General features: G+C 44.8%; 16 protein-coding genes. 5 read left to right on the top strand and 11 right to left on the bottom strand.

The window, feature by feature from the left end:
- Positions 1–5 precede the first annotated feature (5 nt).
- Positions 6–1,754, bottom strand: coding sequence for a lipid A ABC transporter ATP-binding protein/permease MsbA (msbA, locus tag R7H07_RS14705; protein WP_186584398.1), 1,749 nt, complete (start codon positions 1,752–1,754; stop codon positions 6–8).
- Between the two features lie 31 nt (positions 1,755–1,785).
- Complete coding sequence (locus tag R7H07_RS14700; RefSeq protein WP_206959083.1) at positions 1,786–4,041, bottom strand: DNA internalization-related competence protein ComEC/Rec2; 2,256 nt, start codon at positions 4,039–4,041, stop codon at positions 1,786–1,788.
- A gap of 8 nt (positions 4,042–4,049) precedes the next feature.
- On the opposite strand from R7H07_RS14700, the gene R7H07_RS14695 reads away from it, so the two are divergent.
- Entirely contained in the window at positions 4,050–4,559 is a 510-nt protein-coding gene (locus R7H07_RS14695) for a DUF2062 domain-containing protein (RefSeq protein WP_005387834.1), read from the top strand.
- A 148-nt stretch (positions 4,560–4,707) separates the two neighbouring features.
- On the opposite strand, the gene lolE is transcribed toward R7H07_RS14695, so the two are convergent.
- The 3 genes from lolE to lolC are packed head-to-tail and all read right to left on the bottom strand — an operon-like array spanning position 4,708 to position 7,863.
- The gene (lolE, locus tag R7H07_RS14690; protein WP_206959081.1) at positions 4,708–5,952 is read right to left on the bottom strand and encodes a lipoprotein-releasing ABC transporter permease subunit LolE; all 1,245 of its coding nucleotides are present in this window, start codon (positions 5,950–5,952) and stop codon (positions 4,708–4,710) included.
- A 2-nt stretch (positions 5,953–5,954) separates the two neighbouring features.
- On the bottom strand, positions 5,955–6,662 hold the full coding sequence (gene lolD / locus R7H07_RS14685) for a lipoprotein-releasing ABC transporter ATP-binding protein LolD (protein WP_005378457.1): 708 nt from the start codon (positions 6,660–6,662) through the stop codon (positions 5,955–5,957).
- On the bottom strand, positions 6,655–7,863 hold the full coding sequence (lolC, locus tag R7H07_RS14680) for a lipoprotein-releasing ABC transporter permease subunit LolC (RefSeq protein WP_206959078.1): 1,209 nt from the start codon (positions 7,861–7,863) through the stop codon (positions 6,655–6,657). The genes lolD and lolC overlap by 8 nt, the downstream gene beginning before the upstream one ends.
- Positions 7,864–8,112: 249 nt before the next feature.
- Here lolC and R7H07_RS14675 point away from each other — a divergent pair, with 249 nt between their 5' ends.
- The 4 genes from R7H07_RS14675 (at position 8,113) to R7H07_RS14660 (ending at position 13,633) form a co-directional block, all read left to right on the top strand.
- Positions 8,113–8,682 carry a hypothetical protein gene (locus R7H07_RS14675; RefSeq protein ID WP_017634743.1) on the top strand — a complete coding sequence of 190 codons (570 nt, stop codon included), beginning with the start codon at positions 8,113–8,115 and terminating at the stop codon, positions 8,680–8,682.
- A gap of 5 nt (positions 8,683–8,687) precedes the next feature.
- Complete coding sequence (gene mfd / locus R7H07_RS14670) at positions 8,688–12,149, top strand: transcription-repair coupling factor (RefSeq protein ID WP_206959076.1); 3,462 nt, start codon at positions 8,688–8,690, stop codon at positions 12,147–12,149.
- Between the two features lie 7 nt (positions 12,150–12,156).
- Positions 12,157–12,924, top strand: coding sequence for a peptidoglycan binding protein CsiV (locus R7H07_RS14665; protein WP_021707672.1), 768 nt, complete (start codon positions 12,157–12,159; stop codon positions 12,922–12,924).
- Positions 12,925–13,084: 160 nt separating this feature from the next.
- On the top strand, positions 13,085–13,633 hold the full coding sequence (locus tag R7H07_RS14660; RefSeq protein WP_042522138.1) for a GNAT family N-acetyltransferase: 549 nt from the start codon (positions 13,085–13,087) through the stop codon (positions 13,631–13,633).
- A 76-nt stretch (positions 13,634–13,709) separates the two neighbouring features.
- On the opposite strand, the gene R7H07_RS14655 is transcribed toward R7H07_RS14660, so the two are convergent.
- From R7H07_RS14655 to R7H07_RS14630, 6 genes are all read right to left on the bottom strand, one after another.
- The gene (locus R7H07_RS14655) at positions 13,710–14,999 is read right to left on the bottom strand and encodes an NAD(P)/FAD-dependent oxidoreductase (protein ID WP_005378463.1); all 1,290 of its coding nucleotides are present in this window, start codon (positions 14,997–14,999) and stop codon (positions 13,710–13,712) included.
- Between the two features lie 532 nt (positions 15,000–15,531).
- Complete coding sequence (gene ycfP / locus R7H07_RS14650) at positions 15,532–16,074, bottom strand: alpha/beta hydrolase YcfP (protein WP_005378464.1); 543 nt, start codon at positions 16,072–16,074, stop codon at positions 15,532–15,534.
- Between the two features lie 75 nt (positions 16,075–16,149).
- The gene (gene thiK / locus R7H07_RS14645; RefSeq protein ID WP_017634746.1) at positions 16,150–17,031 is read right to left on the bottom strand and encodes a thiamine kinase; all 882 of its coding nucleotides are present in this window, start codon (positions 17,029–17,031) and stop codon (positions 16,150–16,152) included.
- 24 nt (positions 17,032–17,055) lie between these two features.
- On the bottom strand, positions 17,056–17,646 hold the full coding sequence (gene lpoB, locus R7H07_RS14640) for a penicillin-binding protein activator LpoB (RefSeq protein ID WP_005378467.1): 591 nt from the start codon (positions 17,644–17,646) through the stop codon (positions 17,056–17,058).
- 66 nt (positions 17,647–17,712) lie between these two features.
- Positions 17,713–18,105, bottom strand: a complete 393-nt coding sequence (locus tag R7H07_RS14635; protein ID WP_005378469.1) for a YcfL family protein — start codon at positions 18,103–18,105, stop codon at positions 17,713–17,715.
- Complete coding sequence (locus R7H07_RS14630) at positions 18,105–19,502, bottom strand: COG3014 family protein (RefSeq protein ID WP_005378471.1); 1,398 nt, start codon at positions 19,500–19,502, stop codon at positions 18,105–18,107. Before R7H07_RS14630 ends, R7H07_RS14635 begins: the two co-directional genes overlap by 1 nt.
- Positions 19,503–19,538 lie beyond the last annotated feature (36 nt).

Raw genomic sequence — 19,538 nt, 5'->3', positions numbered from 1 at the left:
CGCGCTTATTCACCAAACTGAATACGGTGCAATTGTGCATACGCACCATTTTTCTTAATAAGCTCAGCGTGGTTGCCACGTTCAATGATGGCACCATCATCAACCACAAGAATTTCATCGGCTTTCTCGATTGTGGATAAGCGGTGCGCTATTACAAGTACCGTTTTATCTTTTTGCAGCTCATCAAGTGCAGCTTGAATAGCTCGCTCGGATTCGGTATCCAAAGCCGAAGTTGCCTCATCAAGAATCAGCACTGGAGCATCACGCAATAGAGCTCGCGCAATCGCAACACGTTGGCGTTGACCACCAGACAAGCTAGCACCATTTTCACCAATCATGGTATCAAGTCCATCATCCATTTTGCTGATGAACTCCATCGCATGCGCGAGTGTTGCCGCTTTCTCGATATCACTGCGCTCATATTGGCCATCCGTTGCGTACGCAATATTGTTTGCTATCGTGTCATTAAACAAATGAACATTTTGCGATACTAGTGCAAATTGCTGGCGTAAATTCTTTAGCTCGTAATCACGAATATCATGCCCATCTAATGTGATAGATCCACTGTCAACATCATAGAAGCGGTTGAACAAGTTCGCGATGGTACTTTTACCTGAGCCAGAACGGCCAACTAGCGCCACCGTTTTTCCTCTTGGAATATCGAAGCTGACATTTTCCAATGCTGGTTTTTCTGCACCAGTGTAAGTAAAGCTTACGTTTTTAACTGAAACATCGCCATTTGCGCGTTCAACTGTCAACTTACCTTCGTTTTTCTCAGGCTCGAGGTCAATTAACGCGAAGAGCGTTTGGCTCGCGGCCATACCACGTTGGAACTGAGAAGTAACGTTAGTCAGCGCTTTAAGTGGGCGCATCAGACCAAACATTGCAGAGAAGACAACAGTAAATGTACCTGGAGTCAGTTGCTCTTTAATCGAATCAATACTTGCTAAATAAAGAACGGCAACAATTGCAAGTGATGCAATCATTTGGATGATAGGGTTAGCCGCCGCTTGAGCCGTCACCAACTTCATGCTTTGTTGACGCATTTGGTTGCTGACTTTTTCAAATCGTTTACGTTCGATGTCTTGGCCGCCATAGCTCAACACAACTTTATGGCCTTTCAGCATCTGCTCTGCTGATGCAGTTACGTTACCCATCATGGTCTGCATATTTTTGGATATTTTTCTAAAACGTTTAGAAACAACACCAATACCCCATGCTACAACGGGAGCAACAGCAAACAGCACTAGCGACAACTGCCAGCTGTTGTAAAACATCAAAACTAACAGACCAATGATACTTGCGCCTTCACGGACAATGCTCACCAACGCTTGGCTAGTTGCCGCTGACACTTGCTCTGAGTCGTAGGTTATACGCGACAATAAATTGCCCGTCTTTTCCTTATCAAAGTAAGACACTGGCATATGCATAAAGTGATTGAACACCATGCGACGGACTTGCATAACTACGTTGCCAGATACCCAGCTCAAACAGTAGGTGGAGACAAATCCACTTATGCCACGGATGAACATCATGGCAAAAATAATCAATGGAAGCGTGCGTAAAAAATCAGATTCAGCGTTCCCAAAACCTTCATCGAGTAGTGGTTTTAGCAGGGAAATCATATAGGTATCTGATATGGCATTAATAACTAATGCAATGACTGCAACGACAAGACCTGACTTATAAAGGCGAATAAATTGCCATAGACGCTTAAACGTCTGCCAAGTCGTTTCATCAGTATTTATCGACATAGAAGTGCTTTATTTTCTTACATTAAGACTCTCATTCTACTCCCTTACGCAGCATCTGCCTATACCAAGGCTCAAATGTATCGCTACGTTTGGTTTCTGAGCGCCAATTATCACGGTGAATAAAGAAGCTTACCTGACCACCCTCACCAGTATCAAGCCAAGTAATGCCAAGCTTTCGGTATGAAGCAACGACATTTTCCGCTGGCATTCCCCATCGATTGTTTTTTGCTAAAGAAGCAACCGCCACACTCGGGCTCACCGCCTCGATAAATCGAGGATTCGATGAACTTTTACTCCCGTGGTGAGGGACTAGCATCACATCGCTTTGTAACTTTCCGGGTTCTCTAAGCAAAATCCACTCGCTAATGGCCTCAATATCACCAGTAAAAAGCATACTAAAGTTAGAAATAGGGTCAGTAAGTCGTAATACACAGGAGTGCGGATTATACGCACGTTGAACAAGTGCAGGAGGCCAGAGCACTTCCATCTTTAATCCTTGCCATTTCCATTGGTCGCCTCTAGTGCAAGGTTCATATCCGATAAAGAATTGACTACTAAGTTTACGCTGTGGAGAAAAGGCATCTTCAATGAAAAAGCGGCCGCCTGCGTGATCATTATCGGAATGGCTTAGAATCAGTGTATCTATGCTTTCATAACCTCGTTGATGCAAAACCGGAGTGACGACCTGCTCTGCGATACTGCCACTTTGCCATGCTTTACCAGTGTCATACAGCAACACCTTGTCGTCTTTTTCTACAACCACTGCAAGGCCATGACCTACATCTAATACATCGATACGCCAATGCGGTTCATACTCCGCTGCAAACTTGATACTAATAACGATGCCGAGTAACAAATACCACGCGTACTGAGACATGAACCGTTGAAATATTAAGCAAACCACTATCACCATAACCAGCATTGTCATTTCCATGCTAATGGGTTGCCAAGAACCTACTGCGTACTGTATTGACGTGCTCAATGGCTGTAATGACCAGTCCACCAAATGCCACAGAGGCTTCGCTATCATTTCAAGAAACAAAGATGAGAACAGGGCTAGAAACATCAAAGGTACAACGATAAATCCGAACCAAGGAATAAATACCAAGTTGTAGGCTATTGAGGACAAACTAAAACCGGAGAAGAAATGGCCACTAACAGGTACGATTAAAGCGCTCAACATCAATTGAGTAAGCAATAACGCTTTTAATCGCGCTTTCCAACCTCCCCTTTGATGTCGAATCAAATTAATTGCGAACAATACCGCACAAACGGAGAGGTATGATAACCAAAAGCTCATGCTGTAGGATGCAAAAGGTTGGACAAGCAGTTGTAGAGATACTGCAAGCAAAAGAACTCGCCAAGAAGTCCAGTGCACCAGAGTATACTTCAGGAGAACGTAAACAACGCATACCGACACTGCTCGCGTAGTAGGCAGAGAGAAATCCGCTAACCAAGCGTAGGCAACAGCGAAGATCAGCCCATATAAGCTAGGTAACAACTGGTATTGGGGTAATAGATAACGAACGGTACCGCCCACGACTAGCCCAAAAGTAAACGCCATACCAATATGTAAACCAGAAATGGAGACCAAATGCAGTAAACCACTGTCCCTGAGCGCTTGCCAATCTTCCTTAGACAACCAAGAACGGTCAGCAAAAACTAACGCACTTATTAACGAGAAATGATGAAGGGAAGACACATCATCAGCGACATCGGCAATAATGGATTGACGCAGAGATACATTAGAACGAACAATCCACTTAGCATCTTTGTTAACAACCGCTCGGGCGATAATATTTTTACCCATCGCGTGCTTTTCAGCATCAAAGCCAGCTTCGTTGCGTAGACCTGTAATCGGCTTTAACGAGATGGATGTCGTAAACTCACTGTTAACATCGAGTGGAAAAGGCGTAATAAGACGGATTTTAGGTTTAAGAAAAGGTAACAGAGTTTGAGAATTTACCGCTTCTATAGCGGCAATACCTTCATAACCGTGACTTATTTGCGTAAAAGGGCTGTCAACTTTACCAATTATGGTAATATTCTCCCCTGCTTGAAAAAGGGCTTGTCTCTGAGACTCCAATACATTGCCGTGGACGATGACAACCATAAAGCCCGCAATTGCGCCTATGCTAATTAAGCCACGACGTAATTTGATTATTGAGCCAGTGGTTATTATTCCCAGCAGCAACCAACGCCAATCTGGTATTGTCGGCCACCAAGCCGACGAGATTACGCTCGCTACAAATAACGCCAAGGTCCAACTTTTTTCTGAGAGAGTCATGCTGTCCTATGCCTAGAAAGCTGATAAAACGCTTCATGCCAGATCATGAATTGATCAAACGCCAAAAAGCATTGAAGGTCTTCGGCAATGTGTTGTACAACCCGAACTTGTGGTGCTTAAACCGCCGCTCGGCATCAGGGGCTTTTGCTGTCGGGTTATTTATGGCTTTTGTTCCGCTGCCGAGCCAAATGATCATGGCCGCTGGTTTGGCCATTATGTTGGGTGTCAATCTGCCCCTCTCCGTCGCTTTGGTATGGATCAGCAATCCTATCACTATGCCTGTGCTATTTTACTTTGCGTACAAGCTAGGTGCTCTAGTGATGCGTCTTCCCCCGCAACCTTTTCACTTTGAACTATCGTGGGAATTCATCATGCAGCAAATGAGCACCATTGGACCTCCATTTCTATTGGGCTGCGCAATTTGTGGGGTTGTATCCGCGATTATTGGCTACTTCGGAATTCGAGGGCTTTGGCGCTACTCGGTGGTACGGAGCTGGCAAAAACGCAAAATAAGATAAGACCTTACTGCGTAAAAATCAGCATTTGAGCTATCAGTTGAGGGGCATCTAACAGTTAGAATGAAACGCGATGTTACTCAAGTCGGATAAATACAAAAAAGGACCGAATTCGGTCCTTTTTGTTTTTCGCATATTGTAAAACAATCAGCTACTTAGAACTCAGTACAGCCGCCGGATTCAACCTTGCGGCACGCGAAGCAGGATACCACGTCGCAAGTAAACTAAGCACTATCGCCGTCACTGACACCAATGCCACATCTGGCCAGTGTAGTTGTGATGGTAAGAAGTCGACGAAGTAAATATCACCCGATAAAAACTGATGACCAATTAAGCTCTCTAACCCTTTAATTAACGGAGTCAGGTTTAACGCCACTAAGACACCGATAACACTGCCGACGAGACTACCAAATACACCAGAGAATACACCTTGCCAAACAAAGATCCGTTTGATTAGGCTATCTTTTGCTCCCATTGTTCGCAAAATTGCAATTTCCGCCGCTCGGTCTTTCACTGCCATCATCAACGTAGACACAATATTAAAACATGCCACGCCAATCACCAGTACCATCACCAAGTACATAATGGTGCGCACGAGCTGAATATCGCGATACAAAAAACCAAACTTTTGCTGCCAGCTTTTCAAATACACGTAAACATCAACCATTCTACCAACCTCGCGAACAATAGAAGGCGCATTGAGAACATCGTCAGTTTTTAGTGAAATGCCTGTGACCCCTTCCCCTAACCTCGCATATTGCTGCGCATCAGCTAATGGTACTAACGCTAGAGAGTGGTCGATTTGGCCATTCAACGTTAAGAACCCTGACACCTTCACGCGCACACGCTTAGGAGCCTGCACTTTATTTGCGCCGCCTGTTTGCGGAATCATTAACGTAACGTAATCCCCCACGGCGACATTTAGCTCGTTTGCTACACCTCGGCCTAAGATCACTTGCTGCTGACCGGCATAAAAGTTTTGCCAAGCTTCTTGGTCAATAAAATTCGATAAGCTCGACACCGCTTGCTCGAAAGTAGGCTCTACACCACGAACTTCTATCGCTTTTAGCTTACTGCCTTTTTCTGCCAAGCCCGTAAAACGAACATACGGTGCTGCCGCAACAACATGTTCATGTTTTAGAGCTTGATTCATCGTTTTGGTGTAGTCATGAAGTGGTCCATTAACACCTTCTAACTCGCCGTGTGGGATCACAGACAACACACGCGATTGCAGCTCGCGCTCAAAGCCATTCATTGCAGACAAACCGATAATGATCACAGCAACGCCAACCGCAATACCAATAGTCGAAGAAAGCGATATGAAAGACACCATCTTGTTGCGCTTTTTCGCTCGACTGAAGCGACCACCAATCATCAAAGCTAAAGAGGTAAACAAAACTAGCCCTCCGCAGATGCTGTATCAGTCACAAAACGATCTACGAGCAAACCATCTTGCATGTGCATTTGACGATCCATTTTTGCTGCCAGCTCTTTGTCATGCGTGACAACCAAAAATGCAATGTTTGACTCTTTATTGAGCTCGCGCATCAAATCATAGATAGACAGTGCCGTATTGTGATCTAAGTTCCCTGTAGGTTCATCAGCCAAGACCAGATCAGGCTTATTCACCAATGCACGCGCAATCGCAACACGCTGACGCTCTCCGCCCGATAACTCGGAGGGTCTATGTTGCATCCGATGACTCAAACCAACTTTATCTAACAGCGCTTTAGCCGCCTGTTTTGCATCCGCTACTTTAGCACCGCCAATCATCAGTGGCATCGCCACATTTTCAAGCGCAGTAAAGTCAGCCAACAAGTGATGAAACTGGTATACAAAACCAAGGTGCTTGTTGCGTAATGCCGCCTGTTTGTTCGAGCTCAAAGCTGATAGGTTTTGCCCTAGAAAATCAACTTCACCATGAGTTGCGTCATCTAACGCACCTAAAATATGCAATAAGGTACTTTTTCCCGAACCAGAAGAGCCAACAATAGAAACCAACTCCCCTTTGTCGATATCGAAACTTACGCCTTTCAACACTTCCGTATCTAACGAACCCTCTCGGTAGACTTTACGAATATCACGACATTCTAATAGCTTATTCATAGCGAAGTGCCTCAGCAGGTTTAACAGAAGATGCTCGATAAGAAGGATAAAGCGTAGCAGCAAGGCTAAGAGCAATCGCCAACACCACCACTAAAAGAATTTGTAGTGAATCAATAAAGATAGGGAGATGACCACCAAAGCTGAACAGCGCCACACCAGCAGATTCAAGAATCGCATTTAGATTAAGTGACAAGATCACGCCCGCAGCACCACCAACAATCGCGCCAATTACACCACTGCTTGCACCTTGCACCATGAAAATGGTCATCACTTGAGATTGATTCATGCCTTGAGTTTTCAATATTGCGACTTCTGATTGCTTCTCCATTACTACCATGATTAAAGCGGAGATAATATTGAATGCAGCGACACCCACAATTAGACCTAGCATAAGTCCCATCATGTTCTTTTCCATTTTCACCGCTTGGAAAAGCTCACCACGCTGTTCGCGCCAATCACTCCATTGCCACCCATCAGGCATGGGTTGGTCAGCAAAATCCGTCACCATAAATGGGTCAGAGAAAAAGACACGCCAACCAGAAACCGTGTCTTTAGGGAAACGCATCAGCTTAGATGCATCCGTCATGTTCACAATCATTAATTGACCATCAACGTCCGATCCCGTATTGAAAATGCCTGAGACAGTAAAGTTTCGCTGGCTAGGAATACGACCAAGTGGGGTAAACTGCGTCGCGTTGGTCACCATCAAGCGCACTTTATCCCCGATTGAGACCTTTAGTGAACGCGCCAAACTGTGACCCAAAAATACATTGTAGTCACCTGCTTGAAGTGACGATAATCGTCCGGCAATCAAATGGTTGCTAATCGGATCGCCTTTCTTAGGTTCAATACCGATGAGGTAACCAGCCGTCAGCTGTGCAGAACTCTGAATAACAGCCTCTCCTCTAACGATAGGTTCCGGCTGAGATTCACTCGACATCGCTTGAACAAATGGAGGGGCAGACTCGGTCATAGGCGTTTTTCCATCGTGTTGCGAAACAACGGCATGAGGTAGCACACCTAAAATGCGTTCTTTTAACTGCGATTCAAACCCGTTCATCACAGAAAGAACCGTCACCAACGCCATTACACCGATCGTAATACCCGCCGTCGACATATAAGAAACAAATCGGCTGAACCTATCTCCAGAGCGTCCCCGAAGATACCTTAAGCCAATAAACAATGAGATAGGATGATACATATAAGACAAACCAACTGGTTGTTTTGATATAAAGCTTTAGCGGATTATCTTACCTTACTCTTCTCATTAAGAAGACAAGAGAATCGCTAAATTTGTCAACGACATGCAATAAGTCTGTATTTAGGGCAAAAAGTTCAAGGACAAATCAGCTAAACTTGATAACTTCATTCAGTTAGCGATAATCAGTGCCCTATTTCTCTTTGTTTGTTGAGTGAACAGGGAGCGCTCACTGGCAAAAGGATCGACTATATGACAGAGCAAGAATACTTTACCGTCCATCATAACCTCACCATCAACGTCGAAACGTTGAGTGCGGACTTTGCTTTGCCAGATGAAGAAACATTTGCCTCCGAAATTCCAGCACCATTTATTGTCGCCAGTGAATTTAGTCACTTAGATATGTTGGCAGACAACGCGCGTCTAGAGCTGAAAAACAAAGAGTTAAAGCATGTGATCAACTTGCTTGATACGCAAAACGCGAAACTTAACCTCTTGTTGAGCTTTATGCTTTCACAACAAGATGACGCCTCCATTCGATATCAAACGACGCAGTTTGGTGCTAGTCAACTCAGTTTCCGCTCAGATACAGCGTTAACTACTCAACAACTCGTTCGTGTTAAACTGTTCCTCGATCACCCTGCTGCGGCGATTTACTGTTACGCTCAAGTAGAAGAATGTGATGCTTCAGAGCAAGATTTCATTATCACGCTTAGATACAAGATGCTCCGAGAATCTGATCAAGATTTACTGATAAAGGCGGCACTGTATCAACAACAAAAACTTTTACGTCAGCGCTCGATGGAGCGAGATAAAAAATAATTCCTATGACAAAAGCAACGATTCTTTCCGTCACCAACCCTTCAGAGCGTGGCGACAAAAAACAGCTAGGTAATTTGCCGGGCGCAGCTCTACCTCTAGCCATTGCAGAGCTGGCCAAACAGCATTCGAGTCACTCGCTACTCGTTGTGCCTGACCCGCAAATTGCTTTAAAGCTTCAGGCAGAGATTGAGCAATTCACCGACCAAACGGTAAGCCTATTCCCCGACTGGGAAACGCTGCCTTACGATAACTTTTCTCCGCATCAAGAAATCATCTCTGAACGTATCGCACGCCTATACCAACTGCCAAGTCAACGTGATGGCATAACCATCGTCCCGGTCAGTACAGTATTGCAACGCCAATCGCCACGTGATTTTTTGTTGCAACACACTTTAATGGTGAAAACTGGTGATCGAATCTCGCTAGAGAAGTTACGTGTACAACTTGAAAATTCAGGCTACCGCCATGTAGATCAAGTATTTGGGCCAGGTGAATATGCAAGTCGTGGGTCTATTCTGGATCTCTTTCCTATGGGCAGCAATGACCCGTACCGCATCGACTTCTTTGATGATGAAATAGATACCATTCGCACGTTTGATCCAGAGAACCAACGCTCTATCGACGATATTCAGCAAATCCAATTGCTGCCTGCACATGAGTTCCCAACCACTAAAGAAGCGATTGAAGATTTCCGTACACGTTGGCGCACCCAGTTCGACGCACGCCGCGAGCCTGAATCAATCTACATGCAAGTGACCAAAGGCACGTGGCCCGCTGGTATTGAGTATTGGCAGCCGCTGTTTTTTGACCATACCGAGACTTTATTTGAATATTTGCCAGAAGACTCTCAAGTCATCACATATGGTGATATCGAATCTGCGGTCGATACTTTCTTAACCGATGTCGGATATCGATACGACCAGAAAAAAGTTGATCCGTTGCGTCCTCTTTTGACTCCTGAACAGCTTTGGTTGAAAAAAGACGAACTTTTCAGTCAACTAAAACAGCTCCCTATCGCTCAATTGAGCCTAGATAAAGTGGTTAAGCGTGCCGGTCGTCAAAACCTACCCGTACAATCGTTAGCCGAGCTTGGCGTTCAGCAACAAAATAAAGAGCCGCTCTCGCGCCTTCGTCAGTTTAGTGAGCAATTCAGCGGAAAAGTCGTTTTCTCGGTAGAGTCAGAAGGTCGTCGTGAAGCACTAACGGAGCTGTTGCAAGGCATCAAAGTTCGGCCAGTCGTACATGGCTCACTTTACCAAGCTCTAGACTCGGGAGATCGATTCAGCTTGATCTTAGGCGCAGCAGAGCATGGTTTCATTCACGAAGAGCTGAACTTCGCTCTGATCTGTGAAAGTGATCTACTCGGTGACCGTGTTATCCAGCGACGCCGCAAAGATAAAAAAGCCGTCAACAGTGACACCGTTATTCGCCACCTTGCGGAGTTAAAACCCGGTCAACCTGTGGTTCATATTGATCACGGTATTGGTCGCTACATCGGTTTACAAACACTTGAAGCCGGTGGCATGAAAACGGAATACGTCACCCTTGAGTATCAAAACGATGCCAAGCTCTACGTGCCAGTTTCATCACTGAATCTTATCAGCCGTTATTCTGGCGGCGCTGAAGAGAGTGCGCCACTGCATAAATTAGGTGGTGAAGCGTGGGCAAAAGCACGTCGTAAAGCGGCAGAAAAAGTGCGTGATGTCGCAGCAGAATTGCTGGATGTGTATGCTAAACGAGAATTAAAACCTGGCTTCAAATTTGAGCTAGATCGTGGGCAATACGCAACATTTAAAGCAACATTCCCGTTTGAAGAAACAGATGACCAAGCGATGGCCATCAATGCCGTATTGTCAGACATGTGCCAGGCAAAAGCGATGGATCGCTTAGTGTGTGGTGACGTGGGCTTTGGTAAAACGGAAGTCGCTATGCGCGCAGCATTTGTCGCAACGGATAACAGTAAACAGGTCGCCGTACTCGTACCAACAACCTTGCTTGCTCAGCAGCATTTCGAAAACTTCCGTGACCGTTTTGCCAACTTACCAATCCGAGTTGAAGTACTGTCTCGTTTTAAATCTGCCAAAGAACAAAAAGTCATTCTGCAAGACGTTGCCGATGGTAAAGTAGATATTGTCGTTGGTACGCATAAGCTGCTTTCGAGCGACATTAAATTCAAAGATTTAGGTTTGTTGATCGTTGATGAGGAACACCGCTTCGGGGTTCGTCAAAAAGAAAAGGTCAAAGCAATGCGTGCGGATGTGGACATTCTTACCCTCACCGCAACACCAATTCCACGCACACTGAATATGGCAATGAGTGGCATGCGAGACCTGTCGATCATCGCGACACCTCCTGCACGCCGTTTAGCCATTAAAACCTTTGTTCGACAAAAAGAAGAGCCAGTGGTCCGTGAAGCGGTACTGCGTGAAATTATGCGTGGTGGTCAGGTTTACTTCCTGCACAATCAGGTTGAAACCATTGAAAAAACGGCAGAAGACTTACAGAAACTCATCCCAGAGGCACGCATTACCGTGGCTCATGGTCAAATGCGCGAGCGCGAACTTGAGCGAATCATGAATGACTTCTACCATCAGCGCTTTAATGTGTTGGTGTGTACAACCATCATCGAAACCGGTATCGACGTACCAACGGCAAATACCATAATCATGGATCGTGCCGACAATCTTGGCTTGGCGCAGTTGCATCAATTGCGTGGCCGTGTTGGACGTTCGCACCATCAAGCCTATGCTTACTTATTAACACCACATCCAAAAGCCATGACCAAAGATGCCATCAAGCGTCTTGATGCGATTGCTTCACTGGAAGACTTAGGTGCTGGCTTTACGTTAGCAACCCACGATTTAGAAATCCGTGGTGCTGGTGAGCTGCTTGGTGATGAGCAAAGTGGGCAAATTCAATCCGTTGGTTTTACACTTTATATGGAAATGCTGGAACAAGCAGTGCAAGCATTAAAAGAAGGCAAGGAGCCATCTTTGGATGAGCTGCTTCGTGAGCAAACTGAAGTGGAAATGCGAATCCCAGCGCTCTTACCAGATGATTACATTCCGGATGTAAACACACGACTGTCGATGTACAAACGCATTGCGAGTGTCACAAGCAGTAATGAACTATCAGAGCTAAAAGTGGAACTGATTGATCGCTTTGGTTTGCTTCCAGACGCAACAAAGAACTTACTTGCCGTCTCAGAATTGAAAATTTCGGCTGGTAGTTTAAAAGCGAAAAAGATAGAAGCCCATGATAAAGGTGGATTTATCGAGTTTTACCCTGATGCTGACATAAATCCAGCGTATTTAGTTAAACTGCTGCAATCACAGCCGCAAAAATTTGCAATGGAAGGTCCAACTAAGTTCAAGTTTAGCGTACCATTGGTGGACCGACGTAAACGCATTCAGTTTGTTCAAGACTTACTGAATGATTTTAAACAGAATTTATTACCAACGAGCTAATAGTCGAATGAGAATACTGATCCCGTTATTGCTTCTATGTGTCTCAATGCCCTCTTGGGCACAACGCCAATTTGATATTGAAGTGATCATTTTCAAGCGAGCAGTCGACGCTGAAAGCACAACAGAATCTTGGCCGAATCAACTGCCAAAAATCGATATGGAAAATGTCGGTAGCCTAGAGAGTGAATCCTACCGCCGCTCTAAAGGCGTGACACTTTTGCCAAGTTCTTCTTTCCGTCTCAACGCGCAAGAAGCGGCACTAAATAATCATGCCGGCTTTAAAGTGCTTAAACACGTAGCCTGGCGTCAAGGTGACCGAGGTAAATCTAGCGCCCCAATTTTCCGCATCGTTGGCGGGCGAGATTTCTCTGATTCTTATCAAGCAGATGGCCGCCCAATCAATGGCAATCAAACATTTTCCAGCGACGGTTACAGTGAAGAGACGGTCAATGGCCCTTTATATGAACTAGATGGTCGATTCCAAATATACGTACAGCATTACCTCTTCGCCGAAACAACACTAGATCTGCGCGAACCAAGTGTTAGAGAGGTGCGTTTTGAACCAACCTCAACTGAGCAATTGGCGGATGACTTAGGTGAAGTAGATGGTAACGTCCAAGTCGGTAACTTGGCAGAAATATCGCCGACAGTAACCGAAGAGAAATTCCTGAAGAGTTATCGAATGGATCAAAAACGTCGTATGCGTAGCAGCGAGACTCATTACCTAGATAACCCGTTGATGGGTATGATCATTCAAGTTCGTCGGGTTCGATAAGCACGAGCGGTTCGACAAAGCGCAGCAAAGCTGCGCTTTGTTTTTATCTGCTATACCTCAGTTATTCCTAACCAACGCAGAGCAAGGAAAATAGCTGCGTTCAAGTATAAATAGACAGCTTTCAATTTACTTACACTCAACATGGAAGTCGTATTAGTTCATGAGTCCAGACTTTGAAATCATTGCGCCCCGCTTAGCGCTCAAGCTCATCCCTGCTGAAGAAGCACATTCACTACAACGATTACTTGCAGAATCCCCTTCGCTGCACCAATGGCTTGACTGGTGTGATAAAAACGTCACATTGAAAACCGCGCAGGACTTTCTGTTGGCAACCCGTCTTAACTGGGTCAAAACTGAGGCTTTTGGTTTCGGTATCTATGAGCGGCAAAGTAACACTTTGGTTGGAATGGCAGCGGTTAATGAGTTATATCATACGTTTAATATGGCGAGTATTGGTTACTGGGTTGCCGACCGCTATCAACGGCAAGGCTATGCCCAAGAAGCCGTTAAAGCCTTAGCAGAATTCTGCTTCGCAAAGCTAAGTTTAACTCGACTAGAGATTGTTTGTGACCCCGACAACGAAGCTAGCCTAGCCTTAATTGAGTCCGTCGGTGCACAAAAAGAAGCCATCGCCAGAAACCGGTTTATTTTTCATGGTAAGCCTAAAGATGGCGTTGTGTACTCACTTTTACCGACAGATCTAACATAAACAAAAAGCCACCGACTTGCGGTGGCTTCTGCATTTTTTAAGATACAGTACATCCACATAGAGTGGATTTAAAACCTTAGTGCAGCTTAAGGTTTGGACGCAGCACGCGATTAATGCGACCGACGAGCATCATCAGACCGGTTTTGAATACACCGTGCAACGCCATTAGGTGCATGCGATACAACGAGATGTAAACGACACGAGCAATACGGCCTTCTACCATCATCGACCCTTTAGTTAGGTTCCCCATCAGACTACCAACGGTTGAAAAGCGACTTAGAGACACTAATGAACCGTGATCTTTATATACATAGTCTTTCAACTCGCGCCCGTTGATCTTCGCGACGATGTTACTAAATGCCTGGCTTGCCATTTGGTGTGCAGCTTGAGCGCGTGGCGGCACGAACGAACCGTCAGACTGGGTGCATTGTGCTAAGTCACCAATAACAAAGATGTCATCATCTCGTGTTGTCTGTAGTGTGTTTTTCACTACAAGCTGATTGATACGGTTCGTTTCTAAGCCAGCGATATCTTTAATAAAGTCTGGAGCTTTGATACCTGCAGCCCAAACCATGATTTGAGCTGGGATCTTCTCACCATCTTTTGTAGTAAGGCCATCTTTTTCAGCTTTAGTCACCATAGTGGCGGTGCGCACGTTTACGCCCAACTTCACCAACTCTTGATGAGCAGCAGAAGAAATACGTGGAGGTAACGCTGGTAAAATACGCTCACCTGCTTCAATCAGATTGACGTTCAACTTGCTAGAATCAAGATCACCGAAGCCATAAGTGCGCAGCTCTTTAACAGCATTATGTAACTCAGCTGATAGTTCAACGCCAGTTGCACCAGCACCAACAATCGCAATATCGACCGTACCGTTACCGTTTTTCGCGTGCAGCTTTAGGAACTCGTTGTTCATTTCTGTACGGAAACGGTGTGCTTGCTCAGGGCTGTCTAGGAAAATACAGTTTTCACGAACGCCAGGCGTGTTGAAGTCGTTTGATGTCGAGCCAATTGCCATCACTAGAATGTCGTATTCTAGCTCACGGCTTGGCATAAGAAGTTCACCGTGTTCGTCTTTAAGCTCACTTAAGATGATCACTTTACGTTCACGGTCGATGTCTTGAAGACTACCCATTTGGAAGTCGAAGCTGTGGTTTTTTGCATGAGCTCGATAGCTCAGTGCATCTACTCCTTCGTCCAAAGAACCTGTAGCAACCTCATGCAATAATGGCTTCCACAAGTGGCTCGCTTTTCGATCGACTAGCGTAATTTGCGCACGGTTTTTGCGACCTAGAGTTCGACCAAGCTTAGTTGCCAACTCAAGACCACCTGCACCGCCGCCTACAACGATAATGCGTGTCACAATGATTTTCCTCTACAAAAATGAATATATGGGGTTCAGCTCGATGCATGACTCACAAACATTTGTGGCATCCATCCAACCGATGAATTCTTGGTTCTTAGAGGTGTCTCAATTACTTGGATTAAAAAACTGCCACTCACCTTGATTCTTTATCTATCAATGACTTGTCAGGGTTTGGCACGTTTATCTGGTACGCATACGACGCCAGAATTTTTGGGCAAGTTTATTACTCGCTCTCAATTTTTTTTGATATTTATCAAATTATTTTAGTCCGGTTCATTATATAGAGACCAACTTTGAAGGCAACCAAAATCCGTGTAACGAGTACGGATTGACTACTTTTCGACTACTCTACAACAAGGTGTTCGTGCTACATAGGAGGTAAGTAAGAAAACGGTAAGGAGAACACAATATTCAAAGCGTTAAACCAAGAAAATGTGCCTTTCAAAGAGACAGTGGCTCGGCATACTCAAGAGAAGGAATCGCAGCAAAGCAGCCGATAAAAACGCCGCTTTACTGTCTACACTCAACATTAGTAAGTATTTTTAAATGCCTTTATCGCTTGTAAATGATGAGAGATTTTTTTGAACTTATGAGACTGAGTTTCATCCCAAATGATTTGATAGTGTTTTTCTAACTCAGCTGCCGTTTTCGAATTGTCATGCACTTCATCATCTTTAGAGAGAATCACTAAGCAGTGCGCTTGATTTTTCGCTCGGAACTGATCAACACATTTTGTTGCGATATCTTCGTACTCTTCTGGGCGATCGATTCGACCAGCCATCGTTTTTTCTGGGTGCAAGTTCGGGTTGAACATCACTTGCTTGATACCGCATAGAAAACCAATTCGCTCAGACCAGTAACCACCTAAACCTACCCCACAGATTAACGGGTTTGGGTCATCAGATTGATCGATAACTTTAGACACTTCTTTTAACAAGTGTTGCATGTCGTGCTTTGGGTGAAGGGTGCTGTAATTGATAAAACGAACGTCGTCGTCGATAAATTGCAGTTGAAGAACTTTTTCGTGGTTACCCGGGCTTGTACTGTCAAAGCCGTGTAAGTAAATAATCATGTGTACCTCTCCCTGTGTGTATCTGGTACTTTTATTAAAACTACCACTATTTCCTTACTGTTAAAGGGGAAAATATCACGAGTTCTCAAAACAGTGATCTTCCATACACAATGAGCCTTTCAACTCATACGCACTGTTTAAGTATTGTTCAGTTCCCCACAATTTATAGGCAAGTAGATACCAGAGCATCGCCATCACCAAGGTTCTTGGTTGCCAAGCGTGTACACCTCTCAGCCAAAGAGACACATCTTCGATACCTCGAATTTGGCAATACTGCTTTACCGCTTCTTCCACAGGCGCATTCGCGACCTGAATAGTTAAGGTCAAATCTAGCCTAGGGTCAGCAATCCCGGCATACTCCCAATCAATGACTTTCACCCCACTCTCCCCTCGCACTAGGTTGTAACACCCCAGATCGAAGTGACATAGGGCAAGCGGAACAGGTGCAACGTTCGGTTCCGTGCGCCACTTCATGTACAAAGCCTCAAACTCCGTACCCACATACTGACCATCAAGCTCAAGCCAATAATGATCGATGCGAGAAATATATGAAAATGGAACCAAAGGAATTGCGCTTATCGGATATTGATGAATCTTCGCCGCAATGGATAATAAATCGCTTAGTGCTAAGCCTGACTCCGTCAGTGCCTCTCCTTCTATCCATTCCACCAGCAACCCTTGCTCATGAATAAAAACTGGCTTGGGGCCAATTTCCAATGAAGAGACTGCATTCAGCACTTGATATTCACTGTGACGAGAAATTGAAAAAGCCTTGCAGACATGACTGGTCGGTCGCCAGATGTATGCAAGGCCTTGAGAAGATTCCAACCGCCAACAGCGGTTGGTTAGCCCCCCGGTAACAGTTTGTACTTTTACCGGAGGCTCCGTAAAGAAGCCATCGAGAGCATTAAGACTCGGATCTAACTGTTTTGCTTGTTGCCAAGAAAACCATGCCATTGATGACTTCTCCACCCTGTTCGATTAAAGACCGAATAGGCTCTTAGATTGCGCTTTACGAATTTCAGTTTCATCCGCCCACTCAATCAAACCTGTTTCTAGGTCCATTAGGCGCATGGTCATCTTGTAGTATACATCTTTATCGCTACCTGCATTTTTCACAATGCTAGATAGGTTGCCGTAAAGCATGTATTGAGCACCAACCATTTTACCAAATTGGATCGCTGTGCTTTGGTTAACAAGCTCATCCGTGTTTTGGAAGTTAAGTTGTTCACGCACAGACTCAACACGATCCATATCAACAAAGCGGAACTTACCTGAGTTCAACATCTTAGTAGAGATCGTGTCAGTAATGGATTCAGTGTCAATATGTTCACTGGTTTTGTTCTTAATTCGCTCAACAAAAACGATAGGACGTTGGTCACGAGTAATTGCTGCTACAGAGCCCGACATCATCATGCTATCCACCATTTCAGCCGCGATTTTTTGTAAATCTGTTGAGCCAAAATCGATAGTCGTGGTTTCTGTTGCTTGCGCATCGCCGTAAGAGACTTTGTTAGAACAGCCACCTAAAATGACGGCAAGACCTAAAAGAGCAATAATACTTTTTTTCATGAGAGTTCCTTAGTTTTTCAATACCAGCGCATCGTTAGCGCGGCAGCTTCGGCAGAGCCGTTAAGATTAATCGTCTTGTGCTTCTCTAATTTGCACACGGAATTTTGTGCCATTTGGATTCACAGTAACTTCAGATAACGTGACTTGCTCAAATCCTCGCACAATCATTTTTCGCCACGGACCAGGTTTGGTATTCACTTCTAAACCATTGTTGTCATACCAATAAAATCGGTAAAGAATGTGCTGATCACCTTTGTAATTGCTACTCAACTGCACGACTCCTCGTGGGCGATCATCAACGTAAGTGGTGGTGATGTTGTCAACTAATAAGCGACTACCTAAAACGTTATCATTAAAGAATACTTTTTGCGTTTGGCCATCAATTCGAATACCAGCCGTGTTTTCGGCGCATCCAACTAAACCAATAGCCATTGCTAAACAAACAAGCCATGCTTTCATTACAGTCTCCCTAGCTGTTTATGCCACACGGTTGAGTGTGCTCCCTGACGAGATACCCATACCAATGTAGTCTGCTGTGCAGGCACTTCAAACTGATAGGTTTGATCACCCAAGTTTAAACTTTGTGTTCCCGGTTTCACGATTTTTGAAGCCGTTTTCACTTGCGCTGGCAATGTTTGCCAACTTCTTGTATCTGGCTGTTCGGTCAATGTGTTCCATACATTGAAAAGTATGTTGCCCACATCATCGCCTTTTTTCGCCGCCTCTTTTCGGATTCGATCTTTTGCCCAAACACGAAGAGCTTGACGGATCACTATTGTAGTAAGACGTTCATTAAGATCGTTTTGCGCCATCGCATTAACATCAGTCAGCGTACTGGAAGGCAATACCTGACCATTTAAAACAACATCGCTAAAACGTTGAGCACCTCGGTTCTGATAATAAGGAAGCGCCAACGAATAAATCGCGCCATTATCGCGACTGTCGTAAATCGGTAAATCAATACGCCACCCTTTCATCGCCTCAACAACACCCTGCTCATCAATAACGATGACTCGCCCTTGTGACTGAGTTAATCCAGAAGGTGCTTTGCCATACCGCTTCTCTAGCATGCGCAAGTCTTCACGCATGCCTAACTTCTTAGCAGCGTATAAGGTGCTTTCTACAACTTGCTTGTTGTCTGGCATTACAGCGAGTGCTCGTCGGTAATCAACATAAGCACTGTTTAAGTCTCGCGACGCTTCATATAACAAGCCAGAAAGATAGAACAGATAACCATTTTGTACCGCGCTTAGTTTTTTACCAGCATCAGGGTAGTTCGCTAATACACTGCCTAAATTGGCAGACATGCCTTGCTTGTTAAGGTCTTTCTCTGCTGCTTTTAGCTCTTTTTCACGCGCATTTCTTGCCGCTTCCTGAACTTGATTAGCTCGACGCACTTCAACTAGTGCTCCTTCTAAATCGTTTTTCTGTAAGTAATTTAGTCCTAGATACAGGTGCAAAAAGCCAAGTTCGTAATCGGCGGGATGATAATCTTGGAGATTGTCGTTCACTGCGAGAGAGCCGACGCTCGTTGCCGTGTCTGACACAGATATCGTCGCTCGATCTTGTTGAACACGTACGGCACGATCGCTGCTTTCTAGCGCATTCAAACTTGTTGGGTAATCTTCAGCAAGAAAAGAGATGCGACCTTTTTCAAAATTGCCAAGTATCTCGCCACCCACTTCACTTGATTGAAGTTGTTTTGCTTTGGCATATTCCCCTGCAACAACGGCTTGATAAACTTCTTGATTCTGGTTGCTGTAATGACTAAACAGATTGCCCGCAGATAAATTCGCGCAGCCAGAGGCCATTAAAGCCCAGCTCATCAGCCCTAACAGCTTTACACCTAGTTTCACATTTATCTCCACAAATGTGTCATTCGACAGGAAAAA

It is taken from the genome of Vibrio sp. Vb1127 (assembly GCF_033338735.1).
GTDB lineage: Bacteria > Pseudomonadota > Gammaproteobacteria > Enterobacterales > Vibrionaceae > Vibrio > Vibrio alginolyticus.
The sequence above is the reverse complement of the archived record's forward strand: the minus strand, read 5'-3'. Positions and strand labels throughout refer to the sequence as shown.